This is a genomic window from Plantibacter sp. CFBP 13570 (genome assembly GCF_014841395.1).
Taxonomy (GTDB): Bacteria; Actinomycetota; Actinomycetes; order Actinomycetales; family Microbacteriaceae; genus Plantibacter; species Plantibacter auratus.
This window is the reverse complement of sequence record NZ_JACYTW010000003.1, coordinates 15,205-40,781: the sequence shown is the minus strand read 5'-3', so window position 1 is coordinate 40,781 and position 25,577 is coordinate 15,205. Positions and strand designations below refer to the sequence as shown.

Genomic DNA, 25,577 nt, shown 5'->3' with positions numbered 1-25,577 from the left:
CGTCCAGCGCCCGCATTCCGAGGGGTACCCCGTCGTGATCTCGTCTTCCGTCCCACCGCGCCCGCGCACCGCCGCACCATCGCCCCTGCCCGACCTCGTCGATCGCCAGACCGACAAGAGCGACTGCGGCGTCGGCTTCATCACCCGCAAGGATGGCGTGCAGAGCCACGACGTCATCGCACTCGGCGACACCGCCCTGTGCGCCATCCCCCACCGCGGCGGCATGTCGTCCGAGGGTGTCGGCGACGGAGCGGGCGTGCAGATCGACCTCTCGGTCGACTTCTTCAGCTCTCTCGTCGGCAAGCCGCTCGTCGCCGGTCGGTTCGGCGTCGCGAACGTCTTCCTCCCGGTCGACCACGGTCGGATCGGCGATGCCGAGGCGCTCATCGAACGCTCGCTGGGCGAGGCCGGTTTCACCGTGCTGCTCGCCCGTGCCGTGCCGACGGTCGACGCCGTCCTGCGCCCGAAGGCCGTGCAGTACCAGCTGCCGATCCGGCAGTGGATCTTCGAGCCCTCGGACGACGCCTCCGCGGAGGACCTCGACCGGCGCGCGCACGCGGCCCTGCTCGCGATCGAGGCGACCGCTTACACGGACCTCACCCTCGACGGCCTGTACCCGCTGTCGCTCAGCACGCGCACCCAGGTCCTCAAGGGACGCCTCAACTCCGGCGAGGTCATCCCCTACTTCGCCGACCTGGCCGACCCGCTGCACCGGGTCAGGACCCTCGCCTTCCACACCCGGTTCTCGACGAACACCGCTCCCCACCCGTCGATGGCGCAGCCCTTCCGCCTCATGGCGCACAACGGCGAGCTCAACACCGACCGCAAGAACCGTCTGTCCGAGACGGCGCTGGCGGCGTCACGTGGCCGGAAGATCATCCGGGCCAGGGGCCAGTCGGACAGCTCGCGACTCGACCAGACGCTGCACAGCCGCGTCGTCGAGGACGGCCTCGAACTGCTCGAGGCGGTCGTGTCGGTCATGCCCCCGGCCTGGGAGAACGATCGCACGCTGAGCCGCGAGGTTCGGGCGATGCTTGAGTACTTCTCGCTCGTCGAGGAGAAGAACGACGGCCCGGCCGCGCTCATCTTCAACGACGGCACGACCGTCGGCGCCCGCCTCGACCGCCTCGGCCTGCGCCCGTTGCGCAGCGTCGAGACGGCGGACTACCTCTGCGTCACCTCCGAGGCCGGGCAGCTGCCGTTCCCGGACGACGAGGTGGTCCACCGCGGTCGCATCGAGGCCGGCGGCATGCTCGCCTACGACCACCGCACGGGCACGCGCCTCCGCACGGGCGAGGCGCTCGAGCTCCTCGCGGCGCGCAAGGACTACCCGGCGATGCTCGCCGCATCGGCCACCGACCTCGACGCGCTCGAGGACCGGGGTGTCCCGGTGTCGGCACCGACGGCCTCGGCGGACGACGCCTTCGCTTACCGCGGTGGCCTGAGCCAGGTGCAGCGCTACGTCGCGTACTCCCTCAACCAGGAGAGCTTCCGGTTCATGACGGACCCGATGCTCGCCTCGGGCAAGGAGCGGATCTCGGCGATGGGCTACGGCAACGCCATCAACGCCCTGTCCGACCAGGAGGGCGGCCTGGCGAAGTACTTCTCGCAGCGCTTCGCCCAGGTGACCAACCCGCCGCTCGACAGCATCCGTGAGGCGGACGGCATGACCCTCCGGGTCGCGCTCGGCCCGAAGCCCGGCAGCGGCACGATCGGAACGAAGCAGCTCGTCCTCCGATCCCCCATCGTCAGCGAGGACGAACTGCGGCGCCTCAGCGCTCAGCATGAGTCGCCGGTCGCGTGGTTCGACATCCTCTACCGGCCCGAGGTGGACGCGCAGGCGAACGCCGACGCGCTCGAGGCCGCCGTCGAGCGCGTGGCCGCGGAGGTCGCCGGGTTCGCCGCAGAGAACGGCGGCATCGCGATCCTCAGCGACCGCGGCGTCCACGCGGAGGGTGCCGCCCTGCCGCTCATCCTCGTCGTGGCGGCCGTCAACCAGCGACTCATCGACGACGGCCTCCGGCTCCGCGTGTCGCTCGTGGTCGACAGTGGCCAGCTGCCGTCCTCGCACCACGTCGCCTCAGCCCTCGGCTTCGGAGCGTCCGCGGTGCACCCGCTCGCGGTCCGTCTCCGTGCCGAACAGCAGCACCCCGACGACGTCGAGGCCGCGTTCCGCCGGTTCGCCTACGCCGCCGAGAAGTCGCTCCTGAAGACCATGGGCCGGGTCGGCCTCTGCACCGTCGAGAGCTACATCGGCGGCGAGTTCTTCGAGCCGAACTACCTCGACACGAGCGACCCCGTGCTCGCGCGCGCCTTCCCGCACCTCCGCGCCCCCGTCGGCGGCGTCGGGTTCGCCGGGATCGCCCGGACGGCGAGCGCCTGGCACCAGCGCGCCCTGACGACGTCGAGCGACGCGGACGTCCCGCTCCTCGGCCTGTTCAAGGAACGCGCCGAGGGCGCCGGCCACTCCTACGGGACGACCGCGGTCCGCGGCTTCGTCGACCTCACCGAGGAACCCGTCCAGCTGCCGCGAGCGGACACCACGGCCGTCGACCGCGACGGCGGCACGCTCGGTGACGACCCGCTGCGCCTCCACACCATCGGGAACCTCGAGGACGCGTTCGGGATCGACGACGACGCCTACCAGCACACCTCCTTCGACGCCCTCGACGACGACGAGATCGACGCCTTCACCATCACGCCCGGCTACCGCTCCTTCGTCCAGTCGATGACGACCGAGCGGCGCCGTCGCCCGGCGGCCCTCCGCGACGTGCTCGTGCTGCCCGAGGACATCACCCGACTGACCACCCCGGAGGAGTTCGCGCGCGAACTCGACCGGCTCGGCCCCGTCGGCAACTCCTCGATCGTCGTCCGCGGCCTGCGTGCGACGCGGACCGAGCAGGGACGGCACCGGCTGCAGCTCACGGGACCGCTCGCGGGCGACCTCACCCGGGTCTCGGCGCTCGGCGAGTACTACGTCCACCGCTTCGGCGGCGAGGTGACGGGGCACTGGATCTCCGGGGGCGACCTCATCGTGGAGGCGACAGGCTCGGCCGACGACTACTTCTCGATGCTCGTCGAGGGTGCCGAGAGCATCTCGACCGACCTCGTCCAGCCGGCGAGCGAGATCACCCGATCCCTCGCGTCCGGGGCGATGAGCCACGGCGCCCTCGTGGCGACCGCGCACGAGGCGGTCGCGCACGGCACCAACATGGTCGGCGGGATGTCGAACAGCGGTGAGGGCGGCGAACACCTGTCCCGCTACGGCACCATCCGCGGCTCGCGCATCAAGCAGTTCGCCTCGGGCCGCTTCGGCGTCTGGGCCGGCTACCTCGCCGACCCGATGCTGCAGGAGCTCGAGATCAAGATCGGCCAGGGCGCCAAGCCCGGCGAGGGCGGTCAGCTCCCGGCGCCCAAGGTGACGGTGGACATCGCCGCCGCCCGGGGTGGCACGCCCGGCATCGAGCTCGTCTCGCCGCCGCCGCACCACGACACCTACTCGATCGAGGACCTGGCGCAGCTCATCCACGACTGCAAGGCGGCTCGGGTCCGCGTCGTCGTCAAGCTCGTCTCCTCCGAGGGCATCGGCACGATCGCCGTCGGCGTCGCCAAGGCCGGTGCCGACGTCATCAACGTGGCCGGCAACACCGGTGGTACCGGCGCAGCCGCCGTGACGAGCCTCAAGTACGCCGGACGCAGCGCCGAGATCGGCATCGCCGAGGTCCACCAGGCCCTCAGCGCGAACGGTCTGCGGTCGAAGGTCACCCTGCGCTGCTCCGGCGCACACCAGACCGGTCGCGACGTCGTCATCTCCGCCCTACTCGGCGGCGACAGCTTCGAGTTCGGGACCACCGCGCTCATGATGCTCAAGTGCGTCATGGCGAAGAACTGCAACGTGAAGTGCCCGGCTGGTCTCACGACCAACCCGGAGACCTTCGACGGCGACCCGCGCGCGCTCGCGCAGTACCTCCTGAACATCGCGCACGACGTCCGCGAGCGGCTCGCCATCCTCGGCCTCCGCTCGCTTCGCGAAGCCCGCGGTCGCACCGACCTCCTCCACCTCGTCGACCACCCGGCGGCCGTCGCAGACCTCGACCTGCGCGCCATGCTCGCCGTCGTCCCCGAGGTCGTCGTCACCGACCCCGTGTACCTGGAGAAGGACTTCACGCTCGACGACGCCCTCATCGAGCGGGTACGGGCAGGACTCTTCGACGACGGCCGGACGACGCTCGACCTGGGCGCCGAGGACGCCGACGGCGGGATCCGCCTCGGCAACCGCTGGCGTTCCGTGGGCGGACAGCTCGCGATCGACCTCGAGCGCATCCTCAACCACGAGCTCGACGACGCCCAGGCGGCGGCGATCCCCTCGGTCGTCACCGACGACCGCGGCCACCGTTCCCTCGCCGCCGACACCGTGACCATACGCACCGAGCACTCCGCGGGGCAGTCGTACGCGGCATTCTGCGTCGACGGCCTGCACTGGCGGCACACCGGCACCTGCAACGACGGCGTCGGGAAGAGCGCATCCGGCGGCACCATCGCGATCCTCTCCCCCGGCGGCGGCAGCTCGGAGGACGGCGGCAACGTCCTCATCGGCAACTTCGCGCTCTTCGGCGCGACCGGTGGCCGCACTTTCGTCCAGGGCGAGGCCGGCGACCGCTTCGCCGTCCGCAACTCGGGCGCCACCGCGGTCGTCGAGGGCGTCGGCGACTACGCCTGCGAATACATGACCAACGGCGCCGTGCTGAACCTCGGCGGCTTCGGGAGCGGCTTCGGCAACGGGATGAGCGGTGGCTTCGTCTACCAGTACGACCCGCGGGGCGAACTGCCGAGCAAGGTCAGCGCGGACTCCCTCCTCCTCGGATCGATCACCGAGGGCGAGCAGGCAGCGTTCCACGAGGCCGCCGTGCTCCTGCTGCTGGAGTGGCACGTCGAGGCGACCGGCTCGCCGCTCGCCTCCCGGTTGCTCGCCGACTGGGACACGGCCAGGCACCAGTTCGTGTTCGGCATGCCCCGCGCGCTGCTCCTCTACCAGGACAGCGACGCGATCCTCGCGGCCAAGAGCCGCAAGGAACTCCTCGACGAGCTCGGCGCGGCCCTCGCGGCACAGCAGCTCCGCACCTTCAAACTCGACTACCGCGACCGCCGACCGGTCCGCGGCGGTCGCGCCCCCGGACTCGGCGAGCCCGCGGCGGACCCGCAGGACGTCTACGCGCTCCTCACGAGCTACACGGTGCTGAAGCTCGCCCAGGAGGTCGCGCTGTCCCGCACGCCCGGCATCGACGACCCGTCGCACCCGCTCGTACAGGCGAGCGTCCGCACGCTCATCCTCACCGAGGACTTCTTCGTCATGCAGCGGGTGCAGCGGGCGGCTCGAGAACTGCTCGAACGGTACGACGACGGAGCGCTCGCCGCCATGATCGCCGCGAAGCGCCTCCACGACTACACGGAGGCCCTGCGCCTGCGGAACGTGCGGTCGATCGACCACCCGGGCACCACGGGGTGGATCATGCACCAGCACGCCAAGAACCGTGCCCGATCCGCAGCGACCGGTGGCACCGAAGCACTCCTTGCATCGGCCGCTCTGGCCGAGCTGACCCTGGCGGGTTCCCGATGAACGCGCCCGAACTGGAGGGGACGATGCCCTCGACCCATGCCCCGGCGGCCAGCACACCGAGCCCGGTGCTCTTCGAGGCACTCGCCGCGCTCGGCAGCAGCGCCGACGACCCGTTCATCCCGGCGGACGCGCCGTTCAGCCCCGAGCAGCGGGTCTGGCTCGCCGGATTCCTGGCAGGGGTCCGCTCCAGCGCGATCGACGCCACCGACGCCGGTGGCCGCACGCCGCAGCTCGCCCTGCACGTGCTCGTCGGGACGCAGACGGGCACCGCGGAGGCCATCGCGGAGGATCTCGGCCGAGCCGCCTCCGGCTACGGCGTCGCGGTGACGACGATCGGACTCGACGACGTCGAGGTCGACCGACTCCCGACGATGGGACACGTGGTCGTCATCACCTCCACGTACGGCGAAGGTGAGATGCCCGACAACGCCGAACTGTTCTGGGAGACGCTCCAGGCGAGCACCGCACCACGCCTCGACGGCCTGAAGTTCTCCGTGCTCGCGCTCGGCGACTCCGGATACGACGGGTTCTGCCAGGCGGGCAAGCTCATCGACACGCGTCTGGAGCAGCTCGGCGCGGAACGCATCCTCGCCCGCGTGGACTGCGACGTCGACTACGAGGAGCCCGCCGCGGCGTGGACCACACAGGCCTTGTCGCTCTTCGGCGCCCTCGCCCCGACGGACGCCGATGCCGCACCCGCTCCCGCGCCGGCGGCCAAGCCGGCGAAGAAGCCCGGACGCACGCGCTCACCGTGGACCCGCAAGACGCCGTACGGCGCCACCCTCGCTGTCAACCGCGTCCTGTCCGGGCCCGCCTCGTCGAAGGAGATCCGGCACTACGAGTTCGACCTGGGCGACAGCGGCATCGAGTACGCGGCCGGCGACGCCCTCGGCGTCATGCCGAGCAACGACCCGGCGCTCGTCGACGCCATCATCGCCGAACTGGACGCGACCGCGGACGAGTCGGTCGACGGCTCGACCCTGGCGGACCGGCTCACCCACGGGTTCGAGATCCGCACCCCGTCGAAGGACCTCGTGGCCGAACTCGCCGACCGCGCGCCGGACTCGGAGCTGGCGGGGATCCTCGCGCTCGCCCAGGCGGAGACGCTCGACTCCTGGTTGCGCGACCGCGACATCCTCGACCTCCTGCGCTCCACCGCGGTCCGGTTCGACGCCGCCGCGCTCCTCGACGTGCTGCGTCCGCTCCAGCACCGCGCCTACTCGATCTCGTCCAGTCCGCTGGCGGCCGACGGGCGCGTGCACCTCACCGTCGCGAGCGTCCGGTACGCGGTCGGCGACCGTCTGCACGGCGGCGTCGCGTCGACGCATCTCGCCGACCGGGTCGCGGAGGGCGCGACGAGCGGGATCTTCGTCTCCGCGAACGCGGGCTTCCGGGTGCCGTCGGACGACGACGCGCCGCTCATCATGGTCGGCCCGGGAACCGGGATCGCACCGTTCCGCTCGTTCCTGCAGGAGCGCCGCGAGCGCGGGGCCACCGGTCGGAACTGGCTGTTCTTCGGCGACCAGCACCGGGCACACGACTTCATCTACGAGGACGAACTCGGCGAGCTGCTCACCGGAGGGGTGCTGGATCGTCTGGACCTCGCGTTCTCCCGCGACCAGCGCGAGAAGGTGTACGTCCAGACCCGGATGCGCGAGAACGGCAAGGAGCTGTACGCCTGGCTCGAGGAGGGCGGCCACTTCGCCGTCTGCGGTGACGCCTCACGGATGGCGAAGGACGTCGACCAGGCGCTGCACGAGCTCATCGCCGAACACGGCGGGCGTTCGACGGAGGCCGCGGCCGAGTACGTGCACACGCTCAAGCGCGAGAAGCGCTACATCCGCGACGTGTACTGAGGCGCACCTCGACCGGTCCCTGGGCCTGTCGAAGGGCGCACCTCGACAGGCTCGGCGACCGGTCATCGGTCCCTGAGCCCAGCCCTCGGCCCCTGAGCCTGGCCCTCGGTCCCTGAGCCCAACCACCGGTCCCTGAAGCCCAACCACCGGTCCCTGAGCTTGTCGAAGGGCGGTCAGGCGTTCTCGGCGCCGAGCAGCGCCGCGGCGGCGCGTGCCTCGTACACGACGTCGTCGAGGTCGTCGCCCGCGACGTTGACGTGGCCGACCTTGCGCCCGGGGCGCGGGTCCTTGCCGTAGTTGTGCACCTTCGCCAGCGGGTGCGCACCGAGGACCTGCGGGTAGCGGTCGTCGAGCGACCCCTCGGCCGGCCCGCCGAGCACGTTCACCATGACGGTCCAATCGCGGTGGCAGCCCGTCCAGCCGAGGGGCAGGTCGAGGACGGCGCGCAGGTGCTGCTCGAACTGGCTCGTGACACTGCCGTCCTGCGTCCAGTGCCCACTGTTGTGCGGACGCATGGCGAGTTCGTTGATGAGCAGGCGGTCGTCCTCGGTCTCGAAGAGTTCGACGGCCAGGACCCCGGTCACCCCGAGCGCGGTCGCGACGGTCACGGCGATCTCCTCCGCGGCGTCGGCGAGCCGGCCCGCCGAGCCGGGCGCCGGAGCGATGACCTCGCTGCACACCCCACCGAGCTGCACGGTCTCGACGACGCGCCACGGCACCACCTCACCGGACGGGCGCCGGGCGACGAGCTGGGCGAGCTCGCGCCGGAACGACACCAGCTCCTCGACGAGCAGCGCACCTCCGTTGGCGTCCTCGGAGAGCGCCGTGAACCAGTCGGCGACCTCGTTCGGTCCGTGGACGACACGGACGCCCTTGCCGTCATAGCCACCACGCGGCGTCTTCACGACGCCCTTCCCGCCGTGCTCGGCGAGGAAGGCCGCGAGCTCCTCCTGATCGTGCACGCGCGCCCAGTCGGGGACCGGCAGTCCGAGCTCCGTGAGGCGTTCGCGCATGAGCAGCTTGTCCTGGGCGACGGCGAGCGCGTCCGGTCCCGGGTGCACCTGCACGCCGGCGTCGACGAGTGCGCGCAGGACGTGCTGCGGCACGTGCTCGTGGTCGAAGGTGATGACGTCGACCGTCTCGGCGAAGGCGAGCACGGTGTCGGCGTCGCGGTAGTCACCCACCTCGACGGTGGCGAGTCGGGCGGACATGCCATCCTGCTCAGCGAGCACCCGGATGTCGAGTCCGAGGTTCACGGCCGCCGGCACCATCATCCTGGCCAGCTGGCCGCCGCCGATCACTCCGACGCGAATGCTCATGGGTTCACTCCAGCTCTCCGGCGACCGGCCGGCGGGTCTCGTATCGGCAGGCGGGACGGGCGGATCCGGAGGCGGATCGGCTGGTGCCCCGACTCGAACATCGTACCGGCCGGGCGGGCCGGTCACCGGTCAGCGTCGGACCGGTGGCTGCTGCGTCGGAGCCGGTGCTGCCGGGTACGGCGCGGCGATGCTCTGGTTCTCCGCGACGAGCTCGTGCAAGGCGTTCTGGACGAGGACCGCACCGGGCACGTCCCGCAGGACGACCGGTACCTCGCCACCGCTCGTCACCCGGACGTTGCCGCTGCCGAAGGCGCTCTGCACCCAACTCTTGTGCACCGTGATGCCGTAGCCACGGGCGTGGTAGAGCTCCTGGCGCGTCCGCACGAAGAACCCGCGACGGACGATCAGTCGGCGGGTCGTGATCACGTAACGGACCGACAGCCAGGCGATGAACGGCAGGACGCAGGCGACCAGCACGATCACCCCGCCGCCGATGAGGACGGCCCAGTTCTGCCACTCGAGGTCGAACGAGCCGAAGAAGTACGCACCGGCGCCGCTCACCGCGATGAGCAGGAGCGCGGGGAGCAGGAGCCGCCGGGCATGCGGACGCAGGCGTGCGACCACACGTTCGGTCGCCGCCGCGGGAGGAGCCGGCCTGCCCGGCCCCGTCATACCGGGATCAGCCATACTCCCATTCTTAGCAGTCGCGGCAACCCGCCGCCTGCTCCCACCCCGCCCGTCGGCGATCCCGAGCATCCGTGCATCGGCCGCCCGGCTAGCATGAAGGCGTGAAACCGGCCGACAGCACCGCACCGACGGCGCAGCACCCCGGCGTGGTCGGGTCGTTCCTCGAGGGGATCGGCATCCTCTTCGGCGGGTTCCGCCTCTGGGGTACCTCGCCGAAGCGCATGCTGCTCGGCATGATCCCCGCCGCGATCGTGGGCGTCGTGTTCATCGCGTTGCTCGTCGTCCTCGGCGTCAACGCCGCCACGATCGTCGACTGGGCGACACCGTTCGCCGACACCTGGGACGAGCCGTACCGCTCGTCCATCAGGGTGGCCGCCGCGGTCGCGTTGGTGGCCGTGGCCGTCGTGGTGATGCTGTACGCCTACGCCGCAGCGACGCTCCTCGTCGGCGACCCCTTCTACGAGCGGATCTGGGCCGACGTCGAACGCACCCTCGGCGACGCTCCTCCGGAGTCGGGTGAGTCCGCGTGGCGCGGCCTCCTCACCGGTGTCACCCGGGCACTCGGCCTGCTCCTGCTCACCATCCCGACGGCGGCCGTCCTCTTCCTCCTCGGCTTCGTCCCGGTGATCGGCCAGACGGTGGTCCCGGTGCTCGGGCTCGCTGTGAGCGGTTGGTTCCTCGCCCTCGAACTGACGGGCTACGCGTTCGACGCGAGGGGGTTGTCGTTGCGCGACCGCCGCCGGACCCTCGCCAGGCGACGCGCCCGCACCCTGGGCTTCGGGATGACGGTCGCGGTCCTCTTCCTCGTGCCGGTCCTGTCCGTCCTGGTCATGCCGGCAGCCGTCTCCGGCGCGACGGTGCTCGCACGCCGGTCCCTCACCGAACGGGCGGGGACGCTCAGCGCACGTGCGTGACGTCTCCGGCCGCCACCGCGACCGGCGCACCACCGTCGGTCGGCCGGACGACGAGCCGCCCGTCCACGTCGATCCGCTCGGCCGTGCCGGTCAGAACGTCGCCGCCGGGGAGTTCCACCCGCACCGAGCTGTCCAACGTCATGCATCGCTCCGTGACCACCGCTCGGAGCCCGCTGGCCTCGGCGTCACCGGACGCCGCCAGGTAGGCGTCGTACAGGGTGCCGAAGGCGCGCAGGTAACCGACGAGGACGGTGTCCGGGTCCGGATCGGCGAGGCCGGCGAGCGCGAGCGAGGTTGACCGGTCGGTCGGCAGTTCCTCGGCACGCTGGCGGAGGTTGACACCGGTCCCGAGGATCACCGCGTCCCCGCTCGGCAGCAGCTCGGCGAGGATGCCGGACACCTTGCGACCGCCGATGAGCACGTCGTTCGGCCACTTCACGTCGGCGGCCACCCCGAGCTCCCGGAGCGACTCCGCGAGCGCCGCGCCCGCGAGGAGTGGGAGCCAGCCGTAGGCCTGCAGCGGGAGCGGACCACCCGACGGAGTGACCGGCCGGAGCAGGACCGACACGGCGAGTGATGTGCCGGGTGGCACCGTCCACACGCGACCGAGGCGACCGCGTCCCCCGCGCTGGTCGTCGGTGAGGACCACCGAGCGGTCGGGCCACGCGTCGCCGCCGTCCTCGCGCACGCGTCGGGCGAGTTCGTCGTTGGTGGAGCCGGCGTGGGCGAGGATCTCGAGGCGTGGCACGAGGGCGGCGGTGAGGGGCAGATCCATGGCACAACCCTACTGAGGCCGGTCGTCGGCGCCCGCGTCGCCCACCGGCACGCTTGGACGATGCCGACAACGGATCGGCGCGCCACTTGTACCCGATCGTCAACGGGTCGGCCGGGGGACCACCGGGTAAGGTGAAAGCGTGACCGACGAAACCACCTCCGGCCCTGACCTCTACACGACGGCCGGGAAGCTCGCCGACCTCAAGAACCGCTATCACGAGGCCGTGACGGCGAGCGGCGAAGCCGCCATCGAGAAGCAGCACAAGAAGGGCAAGCTCACCGCGCGGGAGCGCATCGCGCAGCTGCTCGACCACGGCAGCTTCGTCGAACTCGACGAGTTCGTGCGGCACCGCACGACCGCCTTCGGCATGGACCGCTCTCGGCCGTACGGCGATGCCGTCGTCACCGGCACCGGCACCATCCACGGCCGCCAGGTCGCCGTGTACTCGCAGGACTTCACCATCTTCGGCGGTTCGCTCGGCGAGGTCGCCGGCGACAAGATCATCAAGATCATGGACCTCGCGTTGAAGACGGGCGTCCCGATCATCGGCATGCTCGACTCCGGCGGCGCGCGCATCCAGGAGGGCGTCGTCGCGCTGGGTAAGTACGGCGAGATCTTCCGACGCAACACGCAGGCCTCCGGGGTCATCCCGCAGATCTCCATCATCATGGGTCCGGCGGCCGGCGGCGCCGTCTACTCCCCCGCACTCACCGACTTCGTCATCATGGTCGACAAGACCAGCCAGATGTTCGTCACGGGCCCCGACGTCATCAAGACCGTCACGGGCGAGGACGTCGGCATGGAGGAGCTCGGCGGCGGGTACACGCACAACACCCGCTCGGGCGTCGCGCACTACCTCGCGAGCGACGAGCCGGACGCCCTCGACTACGCCCGCACCCTTGTCGGCTTCCTGCCCGACAACAACCTGTCCGAGGCCACGGTCTTCGACGTCGAGGTGGAGCTGGAGACGACGGACGAGGACCGCCGACTCAACACCCTCATCCCCGACTCGCCGAACCAGCCCTACGACGTGAAGACCGTCATCGAGCATGTCGTCGACGACGCCGACTTCCTCGAGGTCCAGCCGCTCTTCGCGCCGAACATCGTCATCGGTTTCGCGCGCGTCGAGGGACGGTCGGTCGGTGTCATCGCCAACCAGCCCTCCCAGATGGCCGGGACGCTGAACATCGAAGCGGGCGAGAAAGCGAGTCGGTTCGTCCGGTTCTGCGACGCGTTCAGCATCCCGATCCTCACCCTGGTCGACGTCCCCGGCTACCTGCCCGGCACCGACCAGGAGTGGACCGGCGTCATCCGCCGCGGCGCGAAGCTCCTCTACGCCTACGCCGAGGCCACGGTGCCCCTGGTCACCGTCATCCTGCGCAAGGCCTACGGCGGCGCCTACATCGTCATGGGCTCGAAGCAGCTCGGGGCCGACATCAACCTCGCCTGGCCCACGGCCGAGATCGCGGTCATGGGCGGGCAGGGTGCCGTCAACATCCTGTACCGCGGCGAGATCAAGCGGGCCGAGGAAGCCGGCGAGGACGTCGCCGCCGTGCGCACGCGCCTCGCGAACGAGTACACCTACAACGTCGCGAGCCCGTTCCTCGCCGCCGAGCGCGGCGAGCTGGACGGCGTCATCGAACCGGCGGCCACGCGGGTCTCGGTCATCAAGGCGCTCCGCGCGCTCCGGACGAAGCGTGCGAGCCTGCCCGCCAAGAAGCACGGGAACATCCCGCTGTGAGCACCGGCGCCGAGCCGAACACGACCGAGCCGTCGTCGATCGATCTCCGGATCGAGCGCGGTACCCCGACCGACGAGGAACTCGCGGCGCTCACCGCGGTGCTGAGCGTCGCGATCGCCGAACAGGCGCTGCGTGACGCCGACACCGCCCCGGCACCCCGCGTCCCGTCGACGTGGGAGCGGACGAGGCGGAACCTCCGCACAGGGATCACCGTGGGCCCAGGACACTGGCGCGCGTTCACGGGCTGAGCCGTCTCGAGGGAGGACTCACGCCGGTTGCCCCTCGCGGCGCGCGGTGCTGTCCCCCATTCGTGTCCTCCATAGTGCCGACTGTCGGGGGTACCCCTGATGGAGGATCATCATTCTCGAAAGTTGCGTCTCATCGAGACCACTTCACCAGCTCCTGCTCCATCTAGGGTAAGCGGGCAGGAGTTCGGGGGCGGGTCAGAGCGGTATTCGGGTTACCGCTCTGACCCACGAACGTCACGGAGGGCCAGCATCGGGTGCTGGCCCTCCTTTCGTTCGTCCGGGACCAGGCACGCCGACAGGCTCAGCGACCGGGAGAAGTCCACTCGGACGCGTTCCGGTCCCTGAGCTTGTCGAAGGGCACCACGAGGAACCTCCCGCTCCGGCGATCTCCCCCGGTCCCTGAGCAACCCCCTCCGGTCCCTGAGTAACCTCCTCCGGTCCCTGAGCCTGTCGAAGGGCCCACGAAGAAGCATCCACAACCGGCGACGCCCCACCGTTCCCTGAGCGACCCCCGCCGGTCCCTGAGCCTGTCGAAGGGCACATGAGGAACCTCCCGCTCCGGTGATCCTCTTCCGGTCCCTGAGCAACCTTCTCCGGTCCCTGAGCTTGTCGAAGGGCGCACGAGCAACTTCCCCAACCGGCACAACTCGGCGTCTGGAATGTCAGTCGTCCATGATGGACTTGTTCCATGACCGAGACCACCCGCACCGCGATCCGCGTCGGCGACGACTACGCCGCGCAGCTGGCGGAGTTGTCGGACGAGTGGACTGAGATCCACCGGCAGCAGGCCGTCCTCGACGCACGGAAGGCGCGCCTCCTCGCCCGTTCCGCCGCCTATGCCGACGCCTTCGCCGACGCCACGGTTCCGGCGATCTTCCCGCCCGCGGAACGGCAGGCGCTCTCCCGCCGGTCGACCTGTACGGCGCTCGCGATGGCGACCCGCACGCCCGAGCGGACCGTGCAGCGGGCGACGAACGACGCCGAGCGCCTTGTGAATGATGCTCCGGCCGTGCTCGAGTCGCTCGAGGCGGGCCGCATCTCAGCGCGGCACGCGCAGACGATCATCGACCAACTCAGTGACGTGCCGACCGCGGGGCGGGCGGCGTTCCTCGCTGAGGTACTACAGGTCGCGGAGGAGACGACCAACGCGAACCTCCGCAGGCGCGCCCGCATCCTGCGCGAGCGACTCCACCCCGAGTCCATCACCGCCCGAGCGGTCCGCTCCGAGGCCGACCGCCGGGTCGAGTTCGAACCGGCCGCCGACGGCATGGCGTGGGTGCACCTGTTCACCACGGCGCCGATCGCCCAGGGGCTCATCGAGCGCGTCGAGGCGGCCGCCGCCGAGTCCCGCTCAGCAGGTGACACCCGCACCTGCGCCCAGCTCCAGGCGGACGCCCTCGCGGCCCTCGCCCTCACCGGTGTCACGCCCGACGACGTCACGTCGAGCCCGGTGCTCCCGCACCCGATCGAGGTCCAGGAGCACATCAAGCCCACCGTGCAGATCACCGTGCCGGCACTGGGCATGGCCGGCGTCTCCGACGCCCCGGCCACCCTCGACGGATACGGCCCGATCGACCCCGAGACCGCCGCACGTATCGCCGTGAACGCACCAAGCTTCACCCGGATCCTCGTCCAACCGGAAACCGGCGCGGTCCTTTCCGTCGGCCGCAATCAGTACCGGGTTCCGGCTGACCTGCAACGCGCGGTCCGCCTGCGAGACGGCACCTGTCGGGCACCGGGCTGCGGCAGACGAGCCCGGGCCTGTGATCTCGACCATTCGGTCGCGTGGGAAGACGGTGGGACCACGGATGTGGGGAACCTTGCCTGCCTGTGCCGACATCATCACCTGATGAAGCATCTGCCCGGATGGAACCTCGACCACCAGCCCGGCGGAGTACTCGAGTGGACGACACCTGATGGGAAACGCCACCGGACAGAACCCGATCCCGCACCGTTCTGACCTCCGCCGGTCCCTGAGCCTGTCGAAGGGTTCTCCGTGGGCACTTCGACAGGCTCAGTGACCGGGAGAGGTGTGCCCGGAACGCTTCGGTCCCTGCGCTGCGCCCGTCGACGTGTCGAAGGGGGTTCTCGTGGGCACTTCGACAGGCTCAGTGACCGGGAGAGGTTCACCGGGAACGATTCGGTCCCTGAGCCTGTCGAAGGGCACTCAGGTCGCGCCGGTTCTGTGGACGGCGGCGGTCCACCCGGAGTAGCTCCGGTCCCTGAGCAACGCCGCATTGAGCCTGTCGAAGGGTGTTGCACCGTCGGAGCGGTTCAGTCCTCGTCGGACACGCCGACCGCACCCACGCCGGCACGGGAGCCGTCGCGCGGGATCTCGAGCCAGACATCGAGTTCCTCGTCGTCGTCGTCCGGCCCCGCAGCGACACCCGGATCGCGGTGCACCGCACGCAGGCCGACCACGGTCACCGCGACGCGCTCGTCGTCCGGGACGCTCCGCACGATGAGGCGCGTGGCGTGCGAGGCGGCGAGCGCTTCGGCGATCTGCTCGTGGATCGCGTCGAGGACGCCGGCGTCCAGCTCCTCGAGGCCGCCTTCGTCCAGCATGTTCACGATCGCGCCGCGCCGCCGGGCCGCGAGCACTTCGGCCCGGACCGGGTCGCTCAGGAGGTGTCGCCCGCGGATCTCGTCGCGGAGACTGGCCTCCAGCGTCCGGCACTCCGTACGATCGACCACCGACAGCCTGCCGCCGTTGGCGATGATCGTGCGGAGCATCGGGGTCGCCAGGCGGCCCGTCTGACTGAGGCGTCGTCGCCGCTCGTGCACGTGCGCGTACTGCGCCGCCTGCCAGTCCGAAGTCGCATGCTCCGCCTGCGTGAGGCGCTCGGCGTCGTGCTGCGCCCCAGCGATCGATCGGGTGAGCACACTCGCGAGGACGACCCAGATGAGGCTGCCTGTGACACCCATCCCGAGCGCCAGTCCCGGACCCGCCCAGAGGAGCGACTGGACCGTGAGGAAGACGATCCCGATGTAGGCGACCGCCTCCCGCTGCCGGACCACGGTGATCGTCATCAGTGTCCCGATCGACGCGACGTGCCAGGTGGCGTACCCGTTGTTCCGCGTGGGGTCGAGCTGGCTGGTCACGAGCAACGGGACGATGATCGCGGTCGCGAGGTTGATGCTCGCGAGCCACGACGGCATGCGCGTCGTGCCCATCGGCCAGAGACTCAGAACGCTCGCGACGGCGTAGACGAGCATCGCGATGAGGACCGGGACGACGTCGCGGGGTGTCTCGAGCGTCAGCGCCGCACGGAGCAGGTGGTACGCCGAGAACAGGGCGGCGAGGATGACGAGGGCGTACCGCGGTGCCGGGGTCACGAGCCGTGCTCCGGTGACCACTCGATGCGGATCACGGCACCCTCACCCGGACGGGAGATCACCGTCGAGCGTCCGCCGACCGCGGCGACGCGCTCGACGATCGAGACCTTCAGCCCGAGCCGCTCCTCGGCGACCTGCTCGGGGCAGAACCCGACGCCGTCGTCGCCGACGATGACGCAGACGCCGCCGGAGACCGTGCCCTCGATGGACAGGCTCCGCGCAACTCCCGAACCCGCGTGCTCGACGCTGTTGACCATCGCCTGCACCGTCGCCCAGTAGACCGCGTTCGCGACCGTGACGGGCAGGACCCGGCCGGAGGCCCCCTCGACCGTGACGGAGAACGGTTCACCGAGCATCGACGCGGCCGCACGCAGCCGTTCGATGAGTTCGGCGAGACCGGTGACCTCGTCCTCGTTCGTCATCGGCGCTCCGACACCCTCGAGCTGTTCGATCGCGACCCGCGCCATCATGACGGCGAGCGCCTCCGACTTCGGGGTCAGCGCCCGATCCGCGGCGAGCAGGGAGGCGAGGACGCTGTCGTGGACGATCGAATCGACCTCGACGCGCTCCACCTCCGTGGCGTGCTGCTTGACGGCCGCGTCGTAAGTGGCGAGGGCGGCCGCCCTCGCGATGTCGACCCGACCGGCCAGCACACGGAACAGCCCGACGAGGACGACGATGAGCCCACCGATGATCGTCGCGTACGAAGCGTCGAGCGCACCGATCTCGAAGGACGCCGGCGCGAAGTCGGCGTCGATGACGCGGTTGACGCCGTACATGACCGAGGTCACCACGAGGTACACGATGGCACCCCGCAACTGCAGCGGGATGCAGGCGAACGCGACGGCGATCGTGCAGAGGTACCAGATCCACGGTTCCTGGTTGATGTCCGCCGACGCCTGCGCGTTCACCGCGGGCCAGATGAGGAGGGCCACCAAGAACACGACGGCGAAGACGCCGGAGGCGATGCGGTGGTGCCACAGGAAGAAGCAGCAGATGATGGCGCCGAACATCGTCCCGAAGACGAGGGAGACGTAGAGCACGCCGAACCAGCCGGTGATCTGGACACCCTGCCCGAGCGTGGTGAACGCGGTCTGCAGTCCGAAGACGAGTCCGATGATCGCGACCGAACGGCCGAGGAGGCGTTCGAAGTTCGCGGTGTTCAGCATCCGGCGCTGAACCTGGGCATCTCTCGTGGTCGCGGGGATCGCGGGATGCCTGGTCGGTGCCCGGAAGCTAGGAGACATCCGTCCCGCCTTGATCGAGGCCGGGGAGGATCCCGTCCTCGACCGCTCGGCGGAGCAGGTCGACCTTCGTCGGTGCCGGGCGCCCCACCTCGACGTACTTCACCCGGATGCGGTCGATGTGCTCTCGGGCCGTGGAGTAGGCGATGCCGAGCTGCATGGCGACGGTCTTCAGCGGCAGGCCGGACGCGTAGAGGTGCAGGACGTCGCGCTCGCGACGGCCCAGCTGTGCGCGCGCGAAGTCGCTGTCGGCGTCGATCGCGCTCGCCCACTCGATGTTGTTCAGCGCCTCGCCACGGGCCACCGTGCCGATGGCGGCGATGACCGTGTCCGTCGGCGACGACTTGGGGATGACCCCGGACGCTCCGGCGGCCAGCGCCTCGCGCACCAGTGCGACCCGATCGGCGATGGAGTGGATGAGGACGTGCGCCCCCACCGCCTGCACCGCGTGGATGTTCGAGGTCGGCGTGCTGCCGTCGGAGAGCGAGAGGTCGAGCACGACCACGTCCGGCACCACGCCGTTCAACGCGGCGATGCACTCGACGGCGGTCGGGGCACTCGCCACGACCTGATACCCGGCGTGCGCGCACACCGCTTCGATCCCGAGCCTGACGGACTCGTGATCATCAATGATTGCGACGGTCACCACGGCACCATCGTAGCGAGTGACGGACCCGCCGGGCGCGACGGCCTGATCGCGAGTCGCCTCCGTCGGCACGGGCCCGCTCAAGCCGTTCGCGAGAAGCCCGCGACGGCCTCGAGGTGGTGCGTGTTGGGGAAGAGGTCGTAGGCCGCGAGGTGGTCGAGCTCGTAGCCCTGCTCGGCCAGGAGGGCGACGTCGCGGGACAGCGCGATGGGGTCGCAGGCGACGTAGACGATCGAGGCGGGCCGGAGCTCGCCGAGCATGGCGACGATCTCCGCGCCGGCGCCCGAGCGGGGCGGGTCGAGCACGACGGTCGCGGTGGCGTACCGGGACCGCTCGATCCGACTGCCCGTCGCGATCTCCGACCGCAGGAAGGCGTCGACCTTCGCGGTGACGGCCTGTGCGCCAACCCACTCGGACAGGTTCTCGCCCGCGTACTCGGTGGCGCGTTCGTCACTCTCCACGGTCGTGATGCGGGTGGTGGAGCCGAAGCGGTCGCCCACGCCCGCGGCCAGGAGGCCGACGCCGCCGTAGAGGTCGAGGTTCGCGGCGCGCGGATCGAAGCGCGCGTCGTCGATGGCCGCGGACACGGCCTGCTGGAGGGTCGTCGCAGCCTGACGGTGGACCTGCCAGAATCCGTTCGCGTCGACGATGAACTCGCGCTCGCCGACGAGCTCGCGGATCGGGTCAGCCGCGGGACGGACCGGTTTCGGTCCCCCGCGTCGACCGCGCCCGCCACCGCGTCGGCGGTCGCCGCCTCCGGCCTCGTCCGCACGCGTCAGGACGCGGACCGTCCCGGTCGACGAGGCGACGATGTCGATGGAGGTGGTGCCGTGCGGCAGCTCCTCGAGCTTGGCCGCTTCGGCCACTGCTTCGATCGCGAGCGGCAGGTCGTCGACGGGGACGACGTGGTGGGATCTCGAGGCGTAGGGACCGATGTTGCCGTGCTGGTCGACGTGCAGGGAGACCCGCGTCCGCCACCGGGTGCCGTCGGGCGTCTCGCCGTCGACCGCGGCGACCGTGAACTCGGGAGCGACTCCGGCGAACCGCTCGAGCCCTTCCGCGAGGACCTGGTGCTTCAGCGCGCGCTGGTGGGCGAGCTCGATGTGTCCGAACTCCGCTCCCCCGGCCCGCTCGCTCGGCTCGCGGTCGACGGAGGCCTCAGCCCAGACGTGCGGACGGCGGTGCTCGGACGGCGTGAGGACTTCCAGGGTCTCCGCCCGCCAGAAGCGCTTCTCGTTCTCGTCGACGATGCGTGCCCGCACGCGCTCACCGGGGAGCGTGTCGGGGACGAAGACCACCCGGCCCTCGTGCCGGGCGACGAAGACACCCCCGTGGGCTACGTTGGTGATGTCCAGTTCCACGGTGCGTGCAGTCGTCGTGCTCATGCGTCGAGCATGTCACACGGGCGGCTGTGGGGAGTCCACCGTCCACTGCAGAAGGAACCGTCATGCGCCTCACGCTCGCCTCCACGTCACCGGCCAGACTCGCCCTGCTGCGGTCGAGTGGCATCGAGCCGATCGTCGTCCCGTCGTCGGTCGACGAGGAACAGGCCGTCGACGATGCGACCCGCGCCGCGGGTGCCCCCCTCGCCCCGGACGAGGTCGTGGCCCTCCTCGCCCGCGCGAAGGCGGAGGCCGCTCTGGCCGTCGTGCGCGAACGTGGCGACGCGGCCGACCTCATCCTCGGCGGCGACTCGGTGTTCGTCCTCGACGGCGTCGTCCACGGCAAGCCCCACACCCCCGAGCGCGCCCGCGAACGCTGGCACGCCCAGCGCGGCCGGACGGGGACCCTGTACTCCGGTCACTGGCTCATCGACTGCACCGGTGCCTCGCCGGTCGGGATCGGTGCGGTCGCGAGCGCCGAGGTGTCCTTCGCCGACGACCTCGACGACGCCGAGATCGACGCCTACATCGCATCGGGCGAGCCCCTGGCGGTGGCGGGGGCGTTCACGATCGACAGTCTGGGTGCCGCCTTCATCACCCGCGTCGAGGGCGATCCGTCGACCGTCGTCGGCCTCTCACTCCCGACCCTGCGGCGTCTCGTCCGCACGCTGGGACACGACTGGCACGAGCTCCGCAACCGGCGCGGCGCCCTCTGACACCTCAGCCCTTGTAGAGGCGACACGTCGTTCCTGCGACTTTTTTGTGCGTGTGAGCCAAAGGCTCACCCGGGCCTCCCGGTAGGCTCGTGGACTGTGCCACGTATAACCAAGGTCCTCATCGCCAACCGTGGCGAGATCGCCGTCCGCGTCATCCGAGCCGCGAAGGACAGCGGGATCGCCTCCGTCGCCGTCTACGCCGACCAGGATCGCGACGCCATGCACGCCCGTCTCGCCGACGAGGCCTACGCCCTCGATGGGACGACGAGCGCGGAGACGTACCTCGTCATCGACAAGCTCCTGTCCATCGCCCGACGGTCCGGCGCCGACGCCGTCCACCCGGGCTACGGCTTCCTCGCCGAGAACGCTGACTTCGCGCGCGCCGTCATGGCCGCAGGGCTGATCTGGATCGGCCCGTCGCCCGAGGCCATCGAGCGGCTCGGCGACAAGGTCTCCGCCCGCCACGTGGCCGAGAAGGTGGGCGCTCCGCTCGCCCCCGGCACGCTCAACCCCGTCTCGGGTGCCGAGGAGGTGCTCGACTTCGTCGACATCCATGGCCTGCCCGTCGCGATCAAGGCGGCCTTCGGCGGCGGCGGTCGCGGCCTCAAGGTCGCCCGTGAGCGCGAGGAGGTCGCCGAGCTCTTCGAGTCCGCCACCCGCGAGGCCATCGCAGCCTTCGGCCGGGGCGAATGCTTCGTCGAGAAGTACCTCGACCAGCCGCGCCATGTCGAGACACAGTGCCTGGCCGACGCGCACGGCAACGTGGTCGTCGTCTCCACCCGCGACTGCTCGCTGCAGCGTCGCCACCAGAAGCTCGTCGAAGAGGCACCGGCACCCTTCCTCACCGACGACCAGGTGACGGAGCTCTACCGCGCGTCGAAGGCGATCCTCAAGGAGGTCGGTTACCTCGGTGCCGGCACCTGCGAGTTCCTCATCGGCAAGGACGGCACCGTCTCCTTCCTCGAGGTCAACACCCGCCTGCAGGTCGAGCACCCGGTCTCCGAGGAGATCACCGGCATCGACCTCGTCCGCGAGCAGTTCCGTCTCGCCGAGGGCGGCGTCCTCGACTACGACGACCCGCAGCCGAGCGGCCACTCCTTCGAGTTCCGCATCAACGGCGAGGACCCGGGACGCGGCTTCCTCCCGCAGCCGGGCCCGATCCACGTCTTCAAGACCTTCGGCGGCCCCGGTGTCCGCCTCGACTCCGGCGTCACGGCCGGCGACACGATCTCGGGGGCGTTCGACTCGCTCCTCGGCAAGATCATCGTCACGGGACGAACCCGCGAGGAGGCGCTTGAGCGCAGCCGTCGCGCGCTCGACGAGTTCGAGGTCGCCGGCCTCCCCACCGTCATCCCCTTCCACCGCAAGATCGTCCGCGACCCCGCGTTCACCGCGGAGGACGGCACCTTCGGTGTCTACACCCGATGGATCGAGACGGAGTTCGTCAACGACATCGAGCCCTGGGACGGATCCATCGATGCGCAGCAGGCACCCGCTGCCCGCTCGACGGTGGTCGTCGAGGTCGGCGGCAAGCGGCTCGAGGTCAGCCTTCCGGGCGGACAGCTGGGGCTGAACGTCGGTGCACCGGTCGCCGCTCCCGCTCCGCACCGCCGCGGTGGTGCAGCGGTGGTCTCTGGTGCGACGGGAGATTCCGTCTCGGCGCCCATGCAGGCGACCATCGTGAAGCTCGCGGTCGCCGAGGGCGATGTCGTCGTCAAGGGCGACCTCGTCGTCGTCCTCGAGGCGATGAAGATGGAACAGCCCATCACGGCGCACAAGGACGGCACGGTCGGCGCGATCGACGCGACGGTCGGTGCCACGGTCTCCTCGGGTCACCAGCTCCTCACCATCAGCTGACCCGACCGGCGCCTTCGGGCGTCGCATCGGACCCGGCGACGATACGCTGAGCAGGTGTCAGCAGCCGACCTCCTCGAAGATGCGTTGGATCGTGTGGCGGACTTCGACGCCGCCGGTGCGATCGCGCTGCTCGAGGCAGAGCCGCACGCGGCGTCCGATCCCCGCGTCCTCGCCCTCCTGTCGTACGCCAGGTTCACCACCGCCGACTTCGCGGGTTGTCGCCGGGACGCGGTGGATGCACTCGCCGCCTCGACGCACTCCGACCGGACGACGCGCCTGCTCGTGCTCGGGGCCGCCGGACTCGCCCTCGGGTCGGACCGCTCGTCCGGCTCGGAGCTGGAGGGGTGCTTCGCGGAGGCGGACGCCCTCGTCGACGACGGCGGGGACCTCGAACCGACCCTGGCCTGGCTCGTCGGGTATCTGCTGGTCGAGGGTGCCGTCGTCAACGTCCTGATCCACGCCGCCCGGCGCTTCGCCGACGCGTTCGCCGACGACATCGCCGCCACCCCGGGCCGCTTGTACCGGACGCTCGTCGACGGGGTCCTCGCCCGCCTCCTGCTCAACGAGGGACGCGTCGCCGACGCAGAGGCCGCCGCGCTCGCGATGTTCGAGCGGGCCGGGAGCGGACCGACCGCACTGTACGCGGAGGCCGTGCAGTGCCTCGTCGCAGGGAACCGTGCCGAGCAGGGGGCGACCAGGACGCTCGCACGCCGCGTCCGTCAGGCCATCCCCGAGCCCACGGGCGCCTTCCAGACGACGTGTTACCTCCTCGTCGGCTACGGTCTCGCCGCCCTCGCGGACGACCACGGAGCCGCAGCCCTCGCGCGGAGCGCCTCGGGGAACGACTTCAGCGGCCTGTCCGTCCAGGACCGCGCCCTCGCGATCGAGCTGCTCGTCTCGAGCGCCTTCCTCGACCGCGACATCGTCGAATCGGAACGCCTCATCGGCTTCATCGCCGCCGACGTCGACCGCAGGGTCCCCGGGCCGGCCATCCTCCGGATGCAGTGCAAGCTCGAACTCCTCCGTGGGCGACCCGCCGAGGCGCTGGCGCTCGCGCGCACGGCGACCACCCGCGCGTTGGTCGACGGACGCATGCTGGAAGCCGGGATCGGCGAGATCCTCGCGACGCGTGCCCTCATCGCCATGTCCGACCGGACGCGGGCCGTCCGTGAGCTGGCCGCGCTCGCCGAGCAGGCGGTCCTCGGCGGGCACACCGCCGCGACCCGCTCCGCCGCCCGGGAGCTGAAGGCGATCGGCCGACGTCTCGCGCCGGTCGCCGGTTCCGGTTGGGACGGACTGTCGCCCCGCGAACGCGAGGTCGCCCTGCTCTCCGCGGAGGGCAACTCGACGGCGGAGATCGCGTCCGTCCTCCAGCTCTCCTCGCGCACGGTCGACGCGCACGTCACCCGAGTGCTCGCCGCGTTCGGGATCGTGTCCCGCCGCCAGCTCCCCTCACGGCTCCCGGCCACGCTGCCGTTGACCGCCGTCCCCGTCCCGACCGCGCCGCTGACGCCCCGACAGCGGGACCTCACCGAACTCGTCGCGGACGGCCTGTCGAACGACGAGATCGCGACGGCCCTCGGCATCTCCCGCAAGACCGTGGAGAAGCATCTGAGCGCCGTCTTCCAGGCCTGGGGCGTGCGCTCGCGGGTCGCCGTCGCACGCATCGTGCTCGCGAACCGCGATCGGTGAACTCCGGCGTCTCAGCGCCGGTTCGACGAGGACGACGCCTATTCGACGATGTGCATGGCGCGCGCAGCATCGGTGATCGACCCGGTGAGTGACGGGTAGACCGTGAAGGCACGTGCCACCTGGTCGACGTTCAGCCGTTGCTCGACCGCGAGGGCGAGCGGGAAGATGAGCTCGCTGGCCTTCGGGGCGACGATGACCCCGCCGATGACCGTCCCGCTGCCGGTCCGCGCGAACAGCTTGACGAAACCGTCCTTGATGCCCATCATCTTCGCGCGCGGGTTCTGGGCGAGGGGCAGCTTGTAGATCTCGCCCTGGGCGATGCCGTCCTCGATCTGCTTCTGGGTCCAGCCGACAGTCGCGATCTCGGGCTGCGTGAAGATGTTCGCGGCGACGTTGCGGATCTCGGTCGGGTTCACCGCGTCGCCCATCGCGTGCAGCATCGAGGTGCGACCCTGCATCGACGCGACGGACGCGAGCGGCAGGAAGGTCGTGCAGTCACCGGCGGCGTAGATGTTGGGGACGCTCGTGCGGGCCACCCGGTTCACACGGATGTGCCCGGAATCGGTCAGCTGCACGCCGGCCTCCTCGAGACCGATCCCGGCGGTGTTGGGCACCGAACCGACCGCCATGAGGCAGTGCGAACCCTCGACCGTGCGCCCGTCGGAGAGCGTGGCGACGACGCCGGTCTCGGTCCGTGTGACGGAGTCGGCCCGCGACTTCGACAGGACCGTCATGCCGTTGCGCTTGAAGACGTTCTCGATGACCGCTGCCGCATCGGCGTCCTCACCGGGCAACACCTGGTCGCGGCTCGAGATGAGCGTGACCTTCGAGCCGAGCGCCGTGTAGGCGGAGGCGAACTCGGCGCCCGTGACGCCCGAGCCGACGACGATGAGGTGCTCGGGGACGGAGGTGAGGTTGTAGAGCTGCGTCCAGGTGAGGATGCGCTCGCCGTCCGGCAGGGCGGAGGGCAACTGGCGCGGGCTCGCGCCGACGGAGACGACGACGGTGTCAGCCTCGATGCGGTCGAAGTCGGTGCCGCCGGACAGGTCGGTCGAGACGATGACCTCGTTCGGTCCGTCGAGCCGCCCCTGACCGTTGACGATGCGGACACCGGCACGGATGAGACTCGCCCGCATGTCCTCGGACTGCTGGCGGGCCAATCCGAGCAGCCGTTTGTTGACGGCGGCCAGGTTCACGGCGACCTCGGGACGGCTGGGCTTCCCGGTGGTCTCCGAGCGGACGAAGAACTGCACACCGAGGTCGGCCGCCTCGCCGATGGCCCCGACCGCGTCGGCCGTGGCGATGAGGCTCTTGGACGGGACGACGTCGGTGATGACCGCCGCGCCGCCGACGCCCGTGCGCTCCACAAGCGTGACGTCGGCCCCGAGCTGTGCCCCGGCGAGGGCAGCCTCGTACCCGCCGGGTCCGCCTCCGATGATCGCCACTCGCTGCTTGCGTTCGAACTCGTAGGCCATGCGTCCATTCTCGCGCGCCACCAGGGGCGGGACCAAACCCGTTCGGGCCTGCGGCGGTGGGCATCGTGCGCG

17 protein-coding genes are annotated in these 25,577 nt (G+C 70.7%); 9 read left to right on the top strand and 8 right to left on the bottom strand.

The window, feature by feature from the left end:
* The first annotated feature begins 34 nt into the window (after window positions 1–34).
* Together IFT89_RS01870 and IFT89_RS01865 are read left to right on the top strand one after the other, a co-directional pair.
* Window positions 35–5,617, top strand: a complete 5,583-nt coding sequence (locus IFT89_RS01870) for a glutamate synthase-related protein (RefSeq protein ID WP_307783382.1) — start codon at window positions 35–37, stop codon at window positions 5,615–5,617.
* 23 nt (window positions 5,618–5,640) lie between these two features.
* Window positions 5,641–7,473 (top strand): sulfite reductase subunit alpha, encoded by a 1,833-nt coding sequence (locus tag IFT89_RS01865; protein WP_202938048.1) that lies wholly within the window; start codon window positions 5,641–5,643, stop codon window positions 7,471–7,473.
* A 173-nt stretch (window positions 7,474–7,646) separates the two neighbouring features.
* On the opposite strand, the gene IFT89_RS01860 is transcribed toward IFT89_RS01865, so the two are convergent.
* Together IFT89_RS01860 and IFT89_RS01855 are read right to left on the bottom strand one after the other, a co-directional pair.
* Complete coding sequence (locus tag IFT89_RS01860) at window positions 7,647–8,792, bottom strand: 5-(carboxyamino)imidazole ribonucleotide synthase (protein WP_202938047.1); 1,146 nt, start codon at window positions 8,790–8,792, stop codon at window positions 7,647–7,649.
* Window positions 8,793–8,921: 129 nt separating this feature from the next.
* Window positions 8,922–9,479, bottom strand: a complete 558-nt coding sequence (locus IFT89_RS01855) for a PH domain-containing protein (RefSeq protein WP_161578613.1) — start codon at window positions 9,477–9,479, stop codon at window positions 8,922–8,924.
* A 101-nt stretch (window positions 9,480–9,580) separates the two neighbouring features.
* On the opposite strand from IFT89_RS01855, the gene IFT89_RS01850 reads away from it, so the two are divergent.
* On the top strand, window positions 9,581–10,393 hold the full coding sequence (locus IFT89_RS01850; RefSeq protein ID WP_202938046.1) for an EI24 domain-containing protein: 813 nt from the start codon (window positions 9,581–9,583) through the stop codon (window positions 10,391–10,393).
* Here the strand turns inward: IFT89_RS01850 and IFT89_RS01845 are convergent.
* A complete protein-coding gene (locus IFT89_RS01845) occupies window positions 10,377–11,168 on the bottom strand; it encodes a biotin--[acetyl-CoA-carboxylase] ligase (RefSeq protein WP_202938045.1) in 792 nt (263 codons plus the stop codon). The genes IFT89_RS01850 and IFT89_RS01845 overlap by 17 nt on opposite strands.
* Before the next feature lie 139 nt (window positions 11,169–11,307).
* Here IFT89_RS01845 and IFT89_RS01840 point away from each other — a divergent pair, with 139 nt between their 5' ends.
* The 3 genes from IFT89_RS01840 (at window position 11,308) to IFT89_RS01830 (ending at window position 15,117) form a co-directional block, all read left to right on the top strand.
* Entirely contained in the window at window positions 11,308–12,909 is a 1,602-nt protein-coding gene (locus IFT89_RS01840; protein WP_137243414.1) for an acyl-CoA carboxylase subunit beta, read from the top strand.
* The gene (locus IFT89_RS01835) at window positions 12,906–13,157 is read left to right on the top strand and encodes an acyl-CoA carboxylase subunit epsilon (RefSeq protein ID WP_124769700.1); all 252 of its coding nucleotides are present in this window, start codon (window positions 12,906–12,908) and stop codon (window positions 13,155–13,157) included. Before IFT89_RS01840 ends, IFT89_RS01835 begins: the two co-directional genes overlap by 4 nt.
* Before the next feature lie 688 nt (window positions 13,158–13,845).
* Window positions 13,846–15,117 carry an HNH endonuclease signature motif containing protein gene (locus IFT89_RS01830; RefSeq protein WP_202938044.1) on the top strand — a complete coding sequence of 424 codons (1,272 nt, stop codon included), beginning with the start codon at window positions 13,846–13,848 and terminating at the stop codon, window positions 15,115–15,117.
* A gap of 314 nt (window positions 15,118–15,431) precedes the next feature.
* Here IFT89_RS01830 and IFT89_RS01825 read toward each other — a convergent pair whose 3' ends face one another.
* The 4 genes from IFT89_RS01825 to IFT89_RS01810 form a co-directional block, all read right to left on the bottom strand.
* Complete coding sequence (locus tag IFT89_RS01825; protein WP_202938043.1) at window positions 15,432–16,493, bottom strand: hypothetical protein; 1,062 nt, start codon at window positions 16,491–16,493, stop codon at window positions 15,432–15,434.
* Window positions 16,490–17,662, bottom strand: coding sequence for a sensor histidine kinase (locus IFT89_RS01820; RefSeq protein WP_202938042.1), 1,173 nt, complete (start codon window positions 17,660–17,662; stop codon window positions 16,490–16,492). The genes IFT89_RS01825 and IFT89_RS01820 overlap by 4 nt, the downstream gene beginning before the upstream one ends.
* Window positions 17,663–17,729: 67 nt before the next feature.
* A complete protein-coding gene (locus tag IFT89_RS01815; RefSeq protein WP_064294846.1) occupies window positions 17,730–18,386 on the bottom strand; it encodes a response regulator transcription factor in 657 nt (218 codons plus the stop codon).
* 77 nt (window positions 18,387–18,463) lie between these two features.
* The gene (locus tag IFT89_RS01810; RefSeq protein WP_192018489.1) at window positions 18,464–19,768 is read right to left on the bottom strand and encodes a class I SAM-dependent RNA methyltransferase; all 1,305 of its coding nucleotides are present in this window, start codon (window positions 19,766–19,768) and stop codon (window positions 18,464–18,466) included.
* A gap of 62 nt (window positions 19,769–19,830) precedes the next feature.
* On the opposite strand from IFT89_RS01810, the gene IFT89_RS01805 reads away from it, so the two are divergent.
* The 3 genes from IFT89_RS01805 (at window position 19,831) to IFT89_RS20680 (ending at window position 24,030) form a co-directional block, all read left to right on the top strand.
* Window positions 19,831–20,481, top strand: a complete 651-nt coding sequence (locus tag IFT89_RS01805; protein ID WP_202938041.1) for a Maf family protein — start codon at window positions 19,831–19,833, stop codon at window positions 20,479–20,481.
* 96 nt (window positions 20,482–20,577) lie between these two features.
* Window positions 20,578–22,338 (top strand): ATP-binding protein, encoded by a 1,761-nt coding sequence (locus IFT89_RS01800; RefSeq protein ID WP_079707321.1) that lies wholly within the window; start codon window positions 20,578–20,580, stop codon window positions 22,336–22,338.
* Between the two features lie 54 nt (window positions 22,339–22,392).
* Window positions 22,393–24,030, top strand: coding sequence for a LuxR C-terminal-related transcriptional regulator (locus IFT89_RS20680; RefSeq protein WP_202938040.1), 1,638 nt, complete (start codon window positions 22,393–22,395; stop codon window positions 24,028–24,030).
* A 38-nt stretch (window positions 24,031–24,068) separates the two neighbouring features.
* On the opposite strand, the gene IFT89_RS01790 is transcribed toward IFT89_RS20680, so the two are convergent.
* Window positions 24,069–25,505: an NAD(P)H-quinone dehydrogenase gene (locus IFT89_RS01790; protein WP_079707323.1), complete on the bottom strand. Its 1,437-nt coding sequence runs from the start codon at window positions 25,503–25,505 to the stop codon at window positions 24,069–24,071.
* Window positions 25,506–25,577: the final 72 nt, after the last annotated feature.

Bases quoted from the DNA above. Each gene is read 5' to 3' on its own strand.
- IFT89_RS01865 (WP_202938048.1), top strand. From the start codon at position 5,641: ATGCCCTCGACCCATGCCCCGGCGGCCAGCACACCGAGCCCGGTGCTC.
- IFT89_RS01860 (WP_202938047.1), bottom strand. From the start codon at position 8,792: ATGAGCATTCGCGTCGGAGTGATCGGCGGCGGCCAGCTGGCCAGGATG.
- IFT89_RS01855 (WP_161578613.1), bottom strand. From the start codon at position 9,479: ATGGCTGATCCCGGTATGACGGGGCCGGGCAGGCCGGCTCCTCCCGCG.
- IFT89_RS01845 (WP_202938045.1), bottom strand. From the start codon at position 11,168: ATGGATCTGCCCCTCACCGCCGCCCTCGTGCCACGCCTCGAGATCCTC.
- IFT89_RS01830 (WP_202938044.1), top strand. From the start codon at position 13,846: ATGACCGAGACCACCCGCACCGCGATCCGCGTCGGCGACGACTACGCC.
- IFT89_RS01820 (WP_202938042.1), bottom strand. From the start codon at position 17,662: ATGCTGAACACCGCGAACTTCGAACGCCTCCTCGGCCGTTCGGTCGCG.
- IFT89_RS01810 (WP_192018489.1), bottom strand. From the start codon at position 19,768: ATGAGCACGACGACTGCACGCACCGTGGAACTGGACATCACCAACGTA.
- IFT89_RS01805 (WP_202938041.1), top strand. From the start codon at position 19,831: ATGCGCCTCACGCTCGCCTCCACGTCACCGGCCAGACTCGCCCTGCTG.
- IFT89_RS01790 (WP_079707323.1), bottom strand. From the start codon at position 25,505: ATGGCCTACGAGTTCGAACGCAAGCAGCGAGTGGCGATCATCGGAGGC.